The sequence below is a fragment of the Micromonospora sp. L5 genome (assembly GCF_000177655.2).
GTDB classification, from domain to species: domain Bacteria; phylum Actinomycetota; class Actinomycetes; order Mycobacteriales; family Micromonosporaceae; genus Micromonospora; species Micromonospora aurantiaca.
Genome location: NC_014815.1, coordinates 6,474,116 through 6,489,634, shown reverse-complemented (window position 1 = coordinate 6,489,634; position 15,519 = coordinate 6,474,116). Strand labels below are relative to the sequence as shown.

The 15,519-nt window shown below is 75.2% G+C and carries 1 protein-coding gene (running past one end of the window); it reads left to right on the top strand.

Annotated features, from left to right (window positions below):
* Positions 1-4: 4 nt before the first annotated feature.
* On the top strand, positions 5-15,519 hold the 5' portion of the coding sequence (locus ML5_RS29320) for a type I polyketide synthase (protein ID WP_013477277.1). Its footprint extends 14,299 nt past the window's final position; only the first 15,515 of its 29,814 coding nucleotides appear in the window; its start codon is at positions 5-7; the stop codon falls past the right edge of the window.

Sequence of the window (15,519 nt, the reverse complement as noted above, 5' to 3'; positions counted from 1 at the left end):
CATGATGTCTACGTCCGCAGACAAGGTCGTCGAGGCGCTTCGCGCGTCGCTCAAGGAGACGGGTCGCCTCCGCCAGCTCAACCAGCAGCTGACCGCCGCCGCCCGGGAGCCGATCGCGATCGTCGCGATGTCCTGCCGCTACCCGGGCGGCGTCGCCAGCCCCGAGCAGCTCTGGGACCTGGTGGCCGCCGGCGGCGACGCGATCGGCGGCTTCCCGACGGACCGGGGCTGGGACCTGGACAACCTGTACGACCCGGACGCCGACCGGGCCGGCCGCTCCACGACCCGCGAGGGCGGCTTCCTCTACGACGCGGCCGACTTCGACGCCGAGTTCTTCGGCATCTCGCCGCGCGAGGCCGTGGCGATGGACCCCCAGCAGCGGCTGCTGCTGGAGACGTCGTGGGAGGCGTTCGAGCACGCCGGCATCGCACCCGCCTCGATGCGGGGGCAGAAGGTCGGCGTCTTCGTCGGCACCGCCGCCAACGGCTACGGCATGGGCCCGCAGAGCGAGGCCGAGGGCGCCGACGAGGGCTACCTGCTGACCGGTACGGCCACCAGCGTCGTCTCCGGCCGGATCGCGTACGCCCTCGGCCTGGAAGGCCCCGCGGTCACCGTCGACACCGCCTGCTCGTCGTCGCTGGTCGCCCTGCACCTGGCGTGCCAGGCGCTGCGGCAGGGCGACTTCGACCTGGCCCTGGCCGGCGGCGTGTGCGTCATGGCCACCCCCGGCCCGTTCGTGGGTTTCTCCCGGCAGCGGGGGCTCGCCCCGGACGGCCGCTGCAAGTCGTTCGCCGCCGCCGCCGACGGCACGGGCTGGTCCGAGGGCGTCGGCATCCTGCTGGTGGAGCGGCTGTCGGACGCGCAGCGCAAGGGACACCCGATCCTCGCCGTGATCCGGGGCAGCGCCGTCAACCAGGACGGCGCGTCCAACGGCCTCACCGCACCCAACGGCCCCGCCCAGCAGCGGGTGATCCGGCAGGCCCTCGCAAACGCCCGGCTGACCACGGCCGACGTGGACGCCGTCGAGGCGCACGGCACCGGCACCGTCCTCGGCGATCCGATCGAGGCGCAGGCCCTGCTGGCCACGTACGGGCGGGACCGCCCCGCCGACCGGCCGTTGCTGCTCGGCTCGATCAAGTCGAACATCGGTCACAGTCAGTCCGCCGCAGGCGTGGCCGGCGTGATCAAGATGGTGATGGCGATGCGGCACGGACTGGTGCCGTCCACCCTGCACGTCGACGAGCCGACGCCGAAGGTGGACTGGTCGGCCGGCGAGGTGTCGCTGGTGACGGAGTCGACGCCGTGGCCGGCGACCGACCGTCCCCGCCGGGCGGCCGTGTCGTCGTTCGGCATCTCCGGCACGAACGCGCACACCATCATCGAGGAGCCACCGACCCCGGATGCCGTCGAGCCCGCCGACGCCGGACCGGCACCCACAGTCGCCCTGCCGGCGGTGCCCGTGCTGCTCTCCGCCCGCTCCGAGGCCGCGCTCGGCGCGCAGGCGGGCCGCTGGACCCGGTGGCTGGAGGACGACGAGGCCCTCCGCACCGTGGACGTCGGCTGGTCGTCGGTCGTGTCGCGCTCCGCGCTGGAACACCGCGCGGTGCTCACCGCCACCGACCGCGAGGAGCTGCTGGCCGGGCTGCGCGCCCTCGCCGCCGGCCAGCCGTCCGGCGCGCTGGTCGCCGGGCAGGCCGCCGACCGGGGTCCGCTCGCGGTGCTCTTCTCCGGTCAGGGCGCGCAGCGTGCCGGCATGGGCCGGGAGTTGTACGCGGAGTTCCCGGTCTTCGCCGCCGCGCTGGACGAGGTGTGCGCACAGCTCGACGCGCTGCTGCCGCGCCCGCTCAAGGAGGTGCTGTTCGCACCCGAGGGTTCCGCCGAGGCGGAGCTGCTGGACCGGACGGTGTTCACGCAGGCCGGTCTGTTCGCGGTCGAGGTGGCGCTGTTCCGGCTCGTCGAGTCCTTCGGCGTCGCCCCCGACATGGTCGGCGGTCATTCGATCGGCGAGGTCACGGCGGCGCATGTGGCGGGGGTGTTGTCGCTGGCGGATGCGTGTGAGCTTGTGGCGGCGCGGGGCCGGTTGATGCAGGCGTTGCCGGCGGGTGGCGGGATGCTGGCCGTTGCGGCGGCCGAGGCCGATGTGCTGGCGACGCTGGACGGCTCGACCGGTGTGGGGGTCGCGGCGGTCAACGGGCCGACGTCGGTGGTGGTCTCCGGTGCGGTGGAGGCGCTCGACGAGGTGGAGCGGGTCTGGCGTGGGCGGGGTGTGCGGACGCGCCGGTTGTCGGTGAGTCATGCGTTCCACAGTCCGTTGATGGAGCCGATGCTGGATGAGTTCCGGGTGGTCCTGGACGGGTTGACGTTCGAGGCGCCGGCGTTGCCGGTCGTGTCGAACGTGACCGGTGCGCTGGCTGACGTCGACGAGATCCGTTCGGCCGACTACTGGGTGCGGCACGTCCGGGAGGCTGTGCGTTTCGCCGACGGGGTCGCCGCGCTGCGCGCCGCCGGGGTGGACACGTTCCTGGAGATCGGCCCGCGCAGCGTCCTGACCGCCATGACCCGGGACGTGCTGAGCGGGCGGGAGCCGGCGGACGCCGACGACGACACCCCGGTCGTCGCCGTACCCGCCCTGCGCGCCGACCGCCCCGAGTCGCGGGCCCTGCTCGCCGCCCTGTCCGAGCTGCACGTCAACGGAACACCCGTCGACTGGGCGGCCCTCTACGCCGGCACCGGAGCGACCCCGGTCGCCCTGCCCACATACGCGTTCCAGCGGCAGCGCTACTGGCCCGAGCAGATGCCGGCCTCGGCCACCGGCCCGGTCAGCCCGGACGTGGTGGACGTCGAGTTCTGGTCGGCCGTCGAGCGCTCCGACGTGGCGGCGCTCGCGGCGCAGATCGGCGTCGACGGCGCGGCCCTGGACGTGCTCGCCCCGGCCCTGCCGGTGCTGTCGTCCTGGCGCAGGGCGCGGCTGCGGGACGCCGTCGTCGACGGCTGGTCGTACCGGGTGGTGTGGAAGCGGACCGCCGCCCCCGCACCGGTCACCCCGTCGGGCCGGTGGCTGCTCGTGGAGCCCGCCGACGACGCCGCCACGACCGAGTGGGCCGGGGCGCTCGCGGGGGCGCTGAGCGCCGCCGGCGGCGAGGTGTCCCGGCTGGCGGTGGACCCGCTCGCCGAGCGCGACCAGGTGACGTCGCGGGTGGCCCAGGCCGTACAGAACGCCCCGTTCACCGGGATCGTCTCCCTGCTGGGCCTGCTGGAGCGGCCCCACCCCGGCCGGCCGGCGGTGCCGCTCGGCACGGCCGCCACGATGACGCTGGTGCAGGCCCTGCACGCCGCCGACGTCACGGCACCACTGTGGATGCTCACGCGGGGCGCGGTCGGCACCGGCGACACCGACCCGGTGCGCAGCGTCGCCCAGGGCGGGCTGTGGGGCCTGGCCCGGGTCGCCGGGCTGGAACACCCGCAGCTCTGGGGCGGCCTGGTCGACCTGCCGGACGCGCCCGGGCGCGGCGACTGGGACCACGCGGTGGGCGTCCTCACCGGCGGTGGCCCCGAGGACCAGGTGGCCGTACGACCCTCCGGCGTCTTCGTACGGCGACTGGTGCGTGCCACGCCGGCGGCCGTCGGCGCCGTCGACCGCTGGCAGCCGTCCGGCACCGTCCTCGTCACCGGCGGCACCGGCGCGCTGGGCGCGCACGTGGCCCGCTGGGCGGCGGCCAACGGGGCGGAGCACCTCGTGCTGACCAGCCGCCGCGGCGAGCACGCCCCCGGGGCGGCCGAGCTGCGCGACGAACTGACCGGGCTCGGCGCCCGGGTGACCCTGGTCGCCGCCGACATGGCCGACCGCGCCCGCGTCGAGGCGCTGCTGCGCGACGTCGACGCCGACCCGGCGCCGCTGACCGCGGTGGTACACGCCGCCGGCGTGGGCCAGCTGACCATGCTGGTCGACACCGACCTCGCCGGGCTGGCCGGGGTGCTCGACGGCAAGATCGCCGGCGCCGTGCACCTGGACGAGCTGCTGGGCGACCGGCCGCTCGACGCGTTCGTGCTGTTCTCCTCCATCGCCGGCATCTGGGGCAGCGGCGGACAGGCCGCGTACGCCGCCGGCAACGCCTTCCTCGACGCCCTCGCCGAGCGGCGCCGCGCCCGCGGCCTGGCCGCCACCGCCGTGGCCTGGGGCCCCTGGGCCGAGGGCGGCATGGCCAGCGGCGAGGGCCAGGAACTGCTGGCCCGCCGCGGCCTCAGCCCGATGTCCCCGGCCCAGGCCGTGTACGCGCTGCGCAGCGCCGTCGGCCGGGCCGTGCCGTCGGTGACCGTGGCGGACGTCGACTGGTCCCTGTTCACCCCGGCGTTCGCCGCCGCCCGCGCCCGCCCCCTGCTCGACGACGTCGCCGAGGCGCGCGACGCCCTGCGCGTGGTCGATGCCGAGCCGGAGGACACCGCCGGCGGCGGGCTGCGCCAGCACCTGCTGACGCTGCCCCGCGCCGAGCAGGACCGCCACCTGACCGACCTCGTACGCACGCACACCGCCGCCGTGCTCGGCCACTCCGGCACGGACCTGGTCAAGGCCGGCCGGGCGTTCAAGGAACTCGGCTTCGACTCGCTGACCGCCGTCGAGCTGCGCAACCGGCTCGGCGCCGCCACCGGCCTCACCCTGCCCACCACCCTGGTCTTCGACTACCCGAACCCGGCCGCCCTCGCCGACCACCTGTCGGTGACGCTGCGCCTGCACGAGGTCGAGACCGTGACCGCCTGGGGCCCCGCAGGGCCGGTGGACGGCGACCCGATCGTCATCGTCGGTATGAGCTGCCGCTATCCGGGCGGCGTGGCCAACCCGGACGACCTGTGGGACCTGGTCGCCACCGGGCGCGACGGCATCAGCGGCTTCCCCGACGACCGGCACTGGGACATGGGCCGGCTGCTGGCCGTCGACGCCGACGGGCAACCCGTCTCGCACACCCGCGAGGGCGGCTTCGTCGACGGCGCCACCACCTTCGACCCGGGCTTCTTCGGCATCTCGCCGCGCGAGGCCGTCGCCATGGACCCGCAGCAGCGCCTGCTGCTGGAGGCGTCCTGGGAGGCCATGGAGCAGGCCGGCATCGACCCGGACGAGCTGCGCGGCAGCCGTACCGGCGTCTTCGTCGGCGCCTCCCCGTCGGGCTACGGCACCACCGACACACCGGCCGAGCTGGCCGGCTACCAGCTCACCGGCGGCGCGCACAGCGTCATCTCCGGCCGCGTGTCGTACACCTTCGGGCTGGAGGGCCCGGCGGTGACGGTCGACACCGCCTGCTCGTCCTCCCTCGTGGCTGTGCACCTGGCCGCTCAGGCGCTGCGCGGCGGCGAGTGCGACATGGCGCTGGCCGGCGGCGTCACCGTCATGGTGACCCCCGGTGCCTTCGTCGAGTTCTCCCGCCAGGGCGGCCTCGCCCCGGACGGTCGCTGCAAGTCCTTCGCCGCCGACGCCGACGGCACCGGCTGGTCGGAGGGCGTCGGCGTGCTGCTGGTCCAGCGGCTCTCCGACGCCCGGCGGCAGGGCCGCCAGGTGCTCGCCGTGCTCGCCGGCAGCGCCGTCAACCAGGACGGCGCGTCCAACGGCCTCACCGCCCCCAACGGCCCCGCCCAGCAGCGGGTGATCCGGCAGGCCCTCGCGAACGCCCGGTTGACCACGGCCGACGTCGACGCGGTCGAGGCGCACGGCACGGGAACGACGCTCGGCGACCCCATCGAGGCGCAGGCCCTGCTGGCCACCTACGGCCAGGGCCGCCCCGCCGACCGGCCGCTGCTGCTCGGCTCGATCAAGTCGAACATCGGCCACAGCCAGGCCGCGGCCGGCGTCGCCGGCATGATCAAGATGGTGCAGGCGATGCGGTACGGCCTGCTCCCGCGGACCCTGCACCTCGACGAGCCGACCCCCCACGTGGACTGGTCCTCCGGCGCGGTCTCCCTGCTCACCGAGGCGCGCCCCTGGCCGGCGGTGGACCGGCCGCGCCGGGCCGCCGTGTCGTCGTTCGGCATCAGCGGTACGAACGTGCACCTGATCCTGGAGCAGCCGTCCGCGCCGACCGACGCGGACGAGCCGGCCGACGGCGACGAGCCGGTCACCGGTGACGAGCCGTCCCGGCCGCCGACGGTGCTGCCGCTGCTGCTGTCGGCCCGCGACGCGGCCGGGCTGTCGGCGCAGGCCGGCCGCTGGGCGCAATGGCTCGGCGGCACCGAGGCCCCGCGCCCGCTCGACGTGGCGTGGTCCTCGGTGGCGTCGCGCTCCGTACTGGAGCACCGGGCCGTCGTGTCCGGGGCGAGCCGGGACGAACTGCTGGCGGGCCTCGAAGCCGTGTCGGCGGGCGAGCTTCCGGCCGGCGTGCTCACCGGCCCGGGCGGCCAGCGCGGCCAGCTGGCGCTGTTGTTCTCCGGTCAGGGTGCGCAGCGTGCCGGGATGGGCCGGGAGTTGTACGGGGTCTTCCCGGTGTTCGCCGCCGCGCTGGACGAGGTGTGCGGGCAGTTGGATCCGTTGTTGCCGCGTCCGTTGCGGGAGGTGCTGTTCGCTTCTGCGAATTCCGCCGAGGCGGGGTTGCTGGACCAGACCGTGTTCACGCAGGCCGGTCTGTTCGCGGTCGAGGTGGCCTTGTTCCGCCTCGTGGAGTCGTTCGGGGTCGTTCCCGACATGCTGGCCGGTCACTCGATCGGTGAGGTGACGGCGGCGCATGTCGCGGGTGTGTTGTCCCTGGCGGATGCGTGCGCCCTCGTGGCGGCGCGGGGTCGGTTGATGCAGGCGCTGCCGACCGGTGGCGGGATGCTGGCCGTAGCCGCTGATGAGGCGGCCGTGGCGGAGTCGGTCGCGGGGCTGACCGATCGGGTCGGTATCGCGGCGGTCAACGGGCCTGCCGCAGTGGTGGTGTCGGGTGCCGTCGAGGCCCTGGCCGAGGTGGAGCGGGTCTGGCGGGATCGGGGGGTGCGTACCCGTCGGCTCACCCTCAGCCACGCGTTCCACAGCCCGTTGATGGCGCCGATGCTCGATGAGTTCCGTACGGTTCTGGGCGGGTTGGCGTTTGCGGCGCCGTTGTTGCCGGTCGTGTCGAACGTGACCGGTGCCCTGGTTGGTGACGAGATCTGCACGCCGGAGTATTGGGTGCGGCACGTGCGCGAGGCTGTGCGGTACGCCGACGGGGTCGCCGCCGTGCGGGCTGCCGGTGTGGATACGTTCCTGGAGGTCGGCCCGCAGAGCGTCCTGACCGCTATGAACGCCGACCTGCTCGCCGATGACGAGGCCGTGCTGGCGGTGGCTGTGCAGCGCCGTGACCGTTCGGAGGCGCAGGCGTTGCTGCACGCCCTGGCCGAGTTGCACGTGCACGGCGTGCCGGTGACCTGGCAGTCGTGGTTCGCCGAGACCGGCGCGCGGCGGGTGGACCTGCCCACGTACGCCTTCCAGCGGGAGCGGTACTGGCTGCCGCCGACCGGCCGGTCGGCCGACGTCTCGGGGGCCGGCCTCGGCGTGGCGCGGCACCCGCTGCTCGGCGCGGCGGTGTCGGTCGCCGGCGAGGACATGGTGGTGCTGACCGGCCGGCTGTCGGTGTCGACGCACCCGTGGCTCGCCGACCACGTCGTCTCCGGCGCCGTGGTCGTGCCGGGCACCGCCCTGGTGGACCTCGTCGTCCGGGCGGGCGACGAGGTCGGTGCCTCCCGTGTCCGTGAGCTGACCGTGCTAGCCCCGCTCGTGCTGCTCGCCACCGGCGGCGGGGTACGGGTGCAGGTCCGGGTCGGTCCCGTCGACGGCACCGGCAGCCGGTCGGTGACCGTGCACTCGCAGTCCGAGGACGACCCCGAGTCGGGGTGGACCCGGCACGCCGACGGCCTCGTCGGCGCCCCCACTGCCGACGAGCCCACCCTTGGCGCGTGGCCGCCGCCCGGTGCGTCCGAGGTGGACGTCACCGGCTGGTACGCGACGGTCGCCGAGCACGGGCTCGCGTACGGGCCGGTCTTCCGGGGCCTGCGCCGGGCGTGGACCGCCGACGGCGAGGTGTTCGCCGAGGTCGCCCTCGCCGACGAGTTCGCCGGTGATCCGGCGGGCTTCGGGGTGCACCCGGCGCTGCTGGACGCCGCCCTGCACCCTGTCGGGCTGCTGCCCGCCGACGAGGCGGGCGGCGGTCCCCGGGTGCCGTTCGCGTTCGAGGGGGTGCAGGTTCACGCCGTCGGCGCCCGGACGCTCCGGGTCCGCCTCACCGCCTCCGGCAGCTCGGTGCGGCTGGTAGCCACCGACGAGACGGGCGTGCCCGTGGTGTCGGTGGACTCGCTGACGCTGCGCGAGATGACCGGCCTGGCGGCCGCGCCGGACGAGGCGTACCGATCCCTGTTCGAGGTCTCCTGGCAGCCGGAGCAGATCGCCGCGCCCGACGGCGCGTACGGCTGGGTCGTGCTCGGTGGGCGTCCGCTCGACGGCGCCCCGCAGCTTCCGGCGTACGCCGGCGTCGCCGATCTGACCACGGCGGCGACGGACGGCACCGCCCCGGCGGCGCTGCTGCTGCCCGTCACCCCGGCGCCTTCCGGCGCGGACGTGCCCGACGCGGTGCGCTCCGTCACGGCGGACGTCCTCGGCGTGGTGCAGGCGTGGCTGGCGGCCGCGCCGCTGGCGGACTCGCGGCTGGTCGTCGTGACCCGCGGCGCGGTGGCTACCGGCGCCGACGACCGCGTCACCGACCTGGCGGGGGCGGCGGTCTGGGGCCTGCTGCGCTCGGCCCAGTCGGAGCACCCCGGCCGGATCGTGCTGGCCGACCTGGAACCCGGCACCGACCTGGACGCCGACCTGCTGGCCCTGCTCGCCGCCGTCGCCGACGGCCCCGCCCTCGGCGGGCAGGTCGCGGTGCGGTCGGGCACGGCGTACCTGCCGCGGCTGGTCCGCGCCACGGGCGCCGCGCGCACCCCGGCGGCCCTCGGCGGGGGAACCGTCCTGGTGACCGGCGGCACCGGATCGCTGGGCGCCCTGGTGTCCGAACACCTCGTCACCGCGTACGGCGTGCGTTCGCTGGTGCTGGTGTCCCGGCAGGGGCCGGCTGCCCCCGGCGCCGACGAACTGGTGCGGCGGCTGGCCGCGCTGGGCGCGACCGCCCGGGTGGTCGCCACCGACGTCACCGACCGCGAGCGCGTCGGCGAGCTGGTCCGGTCCATCACCGCCGACGACCGCCTGGCCGGGGTGGTCCACACCGCCGGCGTCCTCGACGACGGCATCGTCAGCGGGATCACCGCCGACCGGCTGGCGGACGTGCTTGCCCCGAAGGTCACGGCGGGCTGGTGGCTGCACGAGGCGACCGCCGAGCTGGACCTCGACCTCTTCGTGCTCTTCTCCTCCGTCGCCGGAGTGCTCGGCTCTCCCGGCCAGGCCGCGTACGCGGCCGGCAACGCCTTCCTGGACGCCCTCGCCGTGCTGCGGGCGCAGCGCGGGCTGCCCGCCGTCAGCCTCGCCTGGGGCATGTGGGACACCGACGGCATGGCGGCGTCGATCAACGACGCCGACCGGGCCCGGGTGACCCGGGCCGGCCTGGTCCCGATGACCGCCCCCGTCGGGCTCGGGCTGTGGGACGCCGCCCTGACCCACGGCGGCGCGGCCCTGGTGCCGGCCGTGGTCGACCTGCCCGCCATGCGGGCGCAGACCGCCGCCGGCCGGGTGCCGGTGATGCTGCGGGGCCTGGTGGGACCGGCCGCAAAGCGCCGCCGCTCCGGCACCGGCGCGTGGGCCGACCGGCTGGCCGGCCTCGACCCGCAGGAGGCGCGTACGCAGGTGGCGCTGCTGGTGCGCGGAATGATCGCGCAGGTCCTCGGCCACGGCGGCGCCGAGGCGGTGCCGGCGGACCGGGCGTTCCGGGAGCTGGGCTTCGACTCGCTGACCGCCGTCGAGCTGCGCAACCGGATCAACAGCGCGAGCGGGCTGCGACTCACGTCGACACTCGTCTTCGACTACCCGACCCCCGGTGCCCTGTCGGAGCACCTCTACGAGCAGCTGTCCGGCCAGGTCGCCGCGCAGCAGCAGGCCGTGCGGGCGACAACCGTCGACGAGCCGATCGCCATCGTGGGCATGGCGTGCCGCTACCCGGGTGGCGTGACGAACCCGCAGCAGCTGTGGGACCTGGTCGCCGCCGGCGCCGACGGCATCGGCGAGTTCCCCACCGACCGGGGCTGGGACCTCGACCGGCTCTTCCACCCCGACCCGGACAACCCCGGGACGTCGTACACCCGCCACGGTGGCTTCCTGTACGGGGCCGCCGAGTTCGACCCGGACTTCTTCGGCATCTCGCCGCGCGAGGCGATCGCCATGGACCCGCAGCAGCGGCTGCTGCTGGAGGCGTCCTGGGAGACGTTCGAGTCGGCCGGTCTCGACCCCTCGCGGCTGCGCGGCAGCCGGACCGGCGTCTTCGCCGGCCTGATGTACCACGACTACGCCTCCGGCGTGCAGGACCTGCCCGAGGGCGTGGGCGGCTACCTCGGCACCGGCACCTCCGGCAGCGTGCTGTCCGGCCGGGTGGCGTACACGTTCGGGCTCGAAGGCCCGGCGGTGACCGTGGACACCGCGTGTTCGTCGTCGCTGGTCGCGCTGCACCTGGCGGTGCAGGCGCTGCGCGGCGGCGAGTGCGACCTGGCGCTGGCCGGCGGCGTGACGGTGATGGCCACGCCCGGCACGTTCATCGAGTTCTCCCGGCAGCGTGGCCTGTCGGCCGACGGCCGGTGCAAGTCCTTCGCGGCGTCGGCGGACGGCACGGGCTGGTCCGAGGGCGTGGGCGTGCTCCTGGTGGAGCGCCTGTCGGACGCGCAGCGCAACGGGCACCGCGTGCTTGCGGTCGTGCGTGGCACTGCCGTCAACCAGGACGGCGCGTCGAACGGTCTGACCGCCCCGAACGGCCCGTCGCAGCAGCGCGTGATCCGTCAGGCGCTGGCCAACGCGCGGCTCACCGCCGCCGACGTGGACGCCGTCGAGGCGCACGGCACCGGCACGACCCTGGGCGACCCGATCGAGGCGCAGGCCCTGCTGGCGACGTACGGGCAGGACCGGCCCGCCGACCGGCCGCTCTGGCTGGGCTCGGTCAAGTCGAACATCGGCCACACCCAGGCCGCCGCCGGGGCAGCCGGCATCATCAAGATGATCATGGCGATGCGGCACGGCGTGCTGCCGTCGACGCTGCACGTCGACGAGCCGTCCCCGCACATCGAGTGGAGCGCCGGGGAGGTCTCCCTGCTCACCGAGGCCCGCGACTGGCCTGCGGCGGGCCGGCCCCGTCGCGCCGCGATCTCGTCGTTCGGCGTCAGCGGCACGAACGCGCATGTGATCATCGAGCAGCCGCCCGCCGAGGCGGAGCCGACCCGGGGCGAGGGCGCGCCGACGCCCACCGCCGGGCAGCTGCCGTCGCCGGTGCTGCTGTCGGCCCGCTCCGAGGCCGCCGTCGCGGCCCAGGCGGAGCGCTGGGCCCGCTGGATCGCCGGCGACGAGGAACTGCGCCCCCTCGACGTCGGCTGGTCGTCGACCGTCAGCCGGGCCGTCATGGAGCACCGCGCGGTGGCCACCGCGACGGACCGGGACGAACTGCTGGCCGGGCTGCGCGCCCTCGCCGACGGTGAGCCGGCCGCCACCGTGGTCACCGGCACGGGCGCGACGCGTACGCAACTGGCCGTGCTCTTCTCGGGCCAGGGTGCGCAGCGTGCCGGGATGGGCCGGGAGTTGTACGCCGGGTTCCCCGTGTTCGCGACCGCGCTGGACGAGGTGTGTGCGCAGCTCGATCCGTTGTTGCCGCGTGCGTTGCGGGAGGTGCTGTTCGCGTCGGCGGGCACGGCCGAGGTGGAGTTGCTGGATCAGACGGTGTTCACGCAGGCCGGGTTGTTCGCGGTCGAGGTGGCGTTGTTCCGTCTGGTGGAGTCGTTCGGGGTCGTTCCCGACGTGGTGGCTGGTCACTCGATCGGTGAGGTGACGGCGGCGTACGTGGCCGGGGTGTTGTCCCTGGCCGACGCGTGTGCCCTCGTGGCCGCGCGGGGTCGGTTGATGCAGGCGTTGCCCACGGGCGGCGGCATGCTGGCCGTGGCCGCTGACGAGGCTGCGGTGGCGGAGTCTCTCGCCGGGATGACCGATCGGCTGGGTATCGCGGCGGTCAACGGTCCGGCCGCCGTGGTGGTGTCCGGTGCCGTCGAGGCTCTCGACGAGGTGGAGCGGGTCTGGCGGGAGCGGGGTGTGCGTACGCGCCGGCTGACGGTGAGCCACGCGTTCCACAGTCCGCTGATGGAGCCGATGCTCGACGAGTTCCGCGCCGTCCTGGCGGGGCTGACGTTCCGGGCGCCGCTGCTGCCGGTGGTGTCGAACCTGACCGGCGCGCTCGCCGACCCGCAGGAGATCACCCGCGCCGAGTACTGGGTGCGGCACGTGCGGGAGGCCGTCCGCTACGCCGACGGCATCGCCGCCCTGCGGGCCACCGGGGTCGACACCTTCCTGGAGATCGGCCCGCAGAGCGTCCTGACCGCGATGAACGCCGACCTGCTCGCCGAGGACGCGCTCGCGGTGGCCGTCCAGCGCCGGGACCGGCCCGCCCCGCAGGCACTCCTGCACGCCCTCGCCGACCTGCACGTCCACGGTGTCCCGGTGACCTGGACGCAGTGGTTCACCGACGCCGGCGCCGCCCGGGTCGACCTGCCGACGTACGCCTTCCAGCACCAGCGGTACTGGCTCGGCGCGGGCCAGGCGCGTGCCGCCGACGTGTCCGGGGCGGGCCTCGGCGTGGCCGGGCACCCGCTGCTCGCCGCGGCCGTCTCCGTGGCCGGCGCGGACATGGTGGTGCTGACCGGCCGCCTCTCGACGTCGACGCACGCGTGGCTCGCCGACCACGTCGTCTCCGGCGCGGTGATCGTGCCGGGCGCCGCCCTGGTGGAGTTGGCGGTGCGGGCGGGCGACGAGGTGGGCGCGTCGCGGGTGCGGGAGTTGACCGTGGCCGCGCCGCTGGTGCTGCCGCAGGCGGGTGCGGTGCGGGTGCAGGTGCGCGTCGGTGCGGCCGACGAGACCGGCGTCCGGGTCGTGGCGGTGCACTCGCAGTCCGAGGGTGATCCGGAGGCCGACTGGGTGCGGCATGCGGAGGGCGTGCTGGAGCCGGCGTCGGCCGGCGAGCCGAGCCTGGGGGAGTGGCCGCCGGTCGGCGCGTCCGAGGTGGACGTGGCGGGCTGGTACCCGACGCTGGCGGAGCACGGCCTGGCGTACGGGCCGGTGTTCCGGGGGCTGCGCCGGGTGTGGACGGGCGGCGACGAGGTGTTCGCCGAGGTGGCGTTGCCGGACGAGGTGGCGACGGAGGCGGCGCGCTTCGGTGTGCACCCGGCGCTGCTGGACGCCGCCCTGCACCCGATCGGGCTGCTGCCCGGCACCGAGGGGTCGGGCGGGCCGCGGGTGCCGTTCGCGTTCGAGGGTGTGCAGGTGTATGCCTCGGGCGCGCGGGTGCTGCGGGTGCGGTTGTCGCGTACGGGCTCGGCGGTGCGTCTGGTCGCGTGCGACGAGTCGGGCGCGGCCGTGGTCTCGGTCGACTCCCTCGCCCTGCGCGAGCTGACCGGCGTGACCGCGGCGGGCGCGGCGGCCCGCGCGATGTTCGAACTCACCTGGCAGGCCGAGGAGATCGCCGCCACCGGGGACCTCTCCGGGTGGGCGCTGGTCGGCTCGCCGGCAACCGCCGACCTGCCGGCGTACGGCGACGTCGAGGCGCTCGTCGCGGCGGTCGACGCCGGCCGGACGGTCGCACCGAGGGCGCTGCTGCTGCCGATCGACGGGCCGGAGAGGGCCGTCCCCGATGCGGTACGCGCGGCGACCTCGGAGGTGCTGGCGACCGTCCGGTCCTGGCTGGCAGCCGATGCGCTGGCGGAGTCGCGGCTCGTGGTGGTGACGCGGGGTGCGGTGTCGGTGGCGGCGGACGACCGGGTGTCGGACCTGGCCGGTGCGGCGGTGTGGGGTCTGCTGCGGTCGGCGCAGTCGGAGCACCCGGGTCGCATCGTGCTGGCGGACGTGGACGGTGACGTGGATGCCGGGCTGCTGGGTGTGCTGACCACGGTGGCCGACGAGCCGTCGACGCACGGCGGTCAGGTCGCGGTGCGTGCGGGCGCGGTGTTCGTGCCGCGTCTGGTGCGCGCGGTCGCTGCGGCGTCGGTGGAGACGCCGGTTGTGGGTGACGGTGCGGTGCTGGTGACCGGTGGTACGGGTGCGTTGGGTGCGTTGGTCGCGGAGCATCTGGTGTCGGCGCATGGTGTGCGGTCGCTGGTGCTGGTGTCGCGTCGTGGTGCGGAGGCCGCTGGTGCGGGTGAGCTGTCGGAGCGGTTGTCGGCGTTGGGTGCGTCGGTGCGGGTCGTTGCCTGTGACGTGACGGACCGGGACCAGGTGTTCGGTCTGGTGGCCGAGGTGGCCGCCGGGGGTCGGTTGGCGGGTGTGGTGCACACGGCTGGTGTGTTGGATGACGGTGTGGTGGAGGGGCTGACGGCGGAGCGGTTGGTGGGGGTGTTGGCGCCGAAGGTGTCGGCGGGTTGGTTGTTGCATGAGGCGACAGCGTCGCTCGCGCTGGATCTGTTCGTGGTGTTCTCGTCGGTTGCGGGTGTGCTGGGTTCGCCGGGTCAGTCGGCGTATGCGGCGGGTAACGCGTTCCTGGACGGGTTGGCGGTGTATCGGCGGCAGCTCGGGTTGCCGGCGGTGAGTCTGGCGTGGGGGATGTGGGACACGGCAGGCATGGCCGCCTCGATCGACGAGGCGGACCGGGCGCGGTCCGCGCGGGCGGGTCTGACGCCGATGAGCGCCGAGATCGGGTTGGAGCTGTTCGACGCCGCCCTGGTGGCGGAGCGGCCGGCGTTGGTGCCGGCCGTGATCGACGTACCGGCGATGCGCGCAGCGCTCGGCGCCGGCCCGGTGCCGGCCGTGCTGCGTACCCTGATCGGGTCGACGGCGGCCCGGCGACGGGCCGCGCGGAGCGGCGACTGGGCCAACCAGCTCGCGGGCCTGGCGCCCGACGAGGCGCGCGCCCAGATCGACGTGCTGGTACGGGGTCTGGTCGCGCAGGTGTTGGGGCACGGTGGTGCGGAAGCCGTGCCGGCGGACCGGGCGTTCCGGGAGTTGGGCTTCGACTCGCTGACGGCGGTGGACCTGCGTAACCGGTTGAACGCGGCCACCGGGCTGCGGCTGGCCTCGACGCTGGTCTTCGACTACCCGACCCCGGCCGTGCTCGCCGACCACCTGCACGAGCAGGTCTCCGGGCAGATCACCGCCCGCCAGACGGCGGTACTCACCGCCGGCACCGACGAGCCGATCGCGATCGTGGGCATGGCCTGCCGCTACCCCGGTGGCGTCGATGGTCCGGACCAGCTGTGGGCGTTGCTGGCCGGCGGCGGCGACGGGATCTCGGAGTTCCCCACCGATCGCGGCTGGGACCTGGAGTCGCTGTTCGACCCGGACCCGGAGCACAGCGGTACGTCGTACACGCGCCATGGTGGTTTCCTGTACGGGGCGGCGGAGTTCGATCCGGGCTTCTTCGG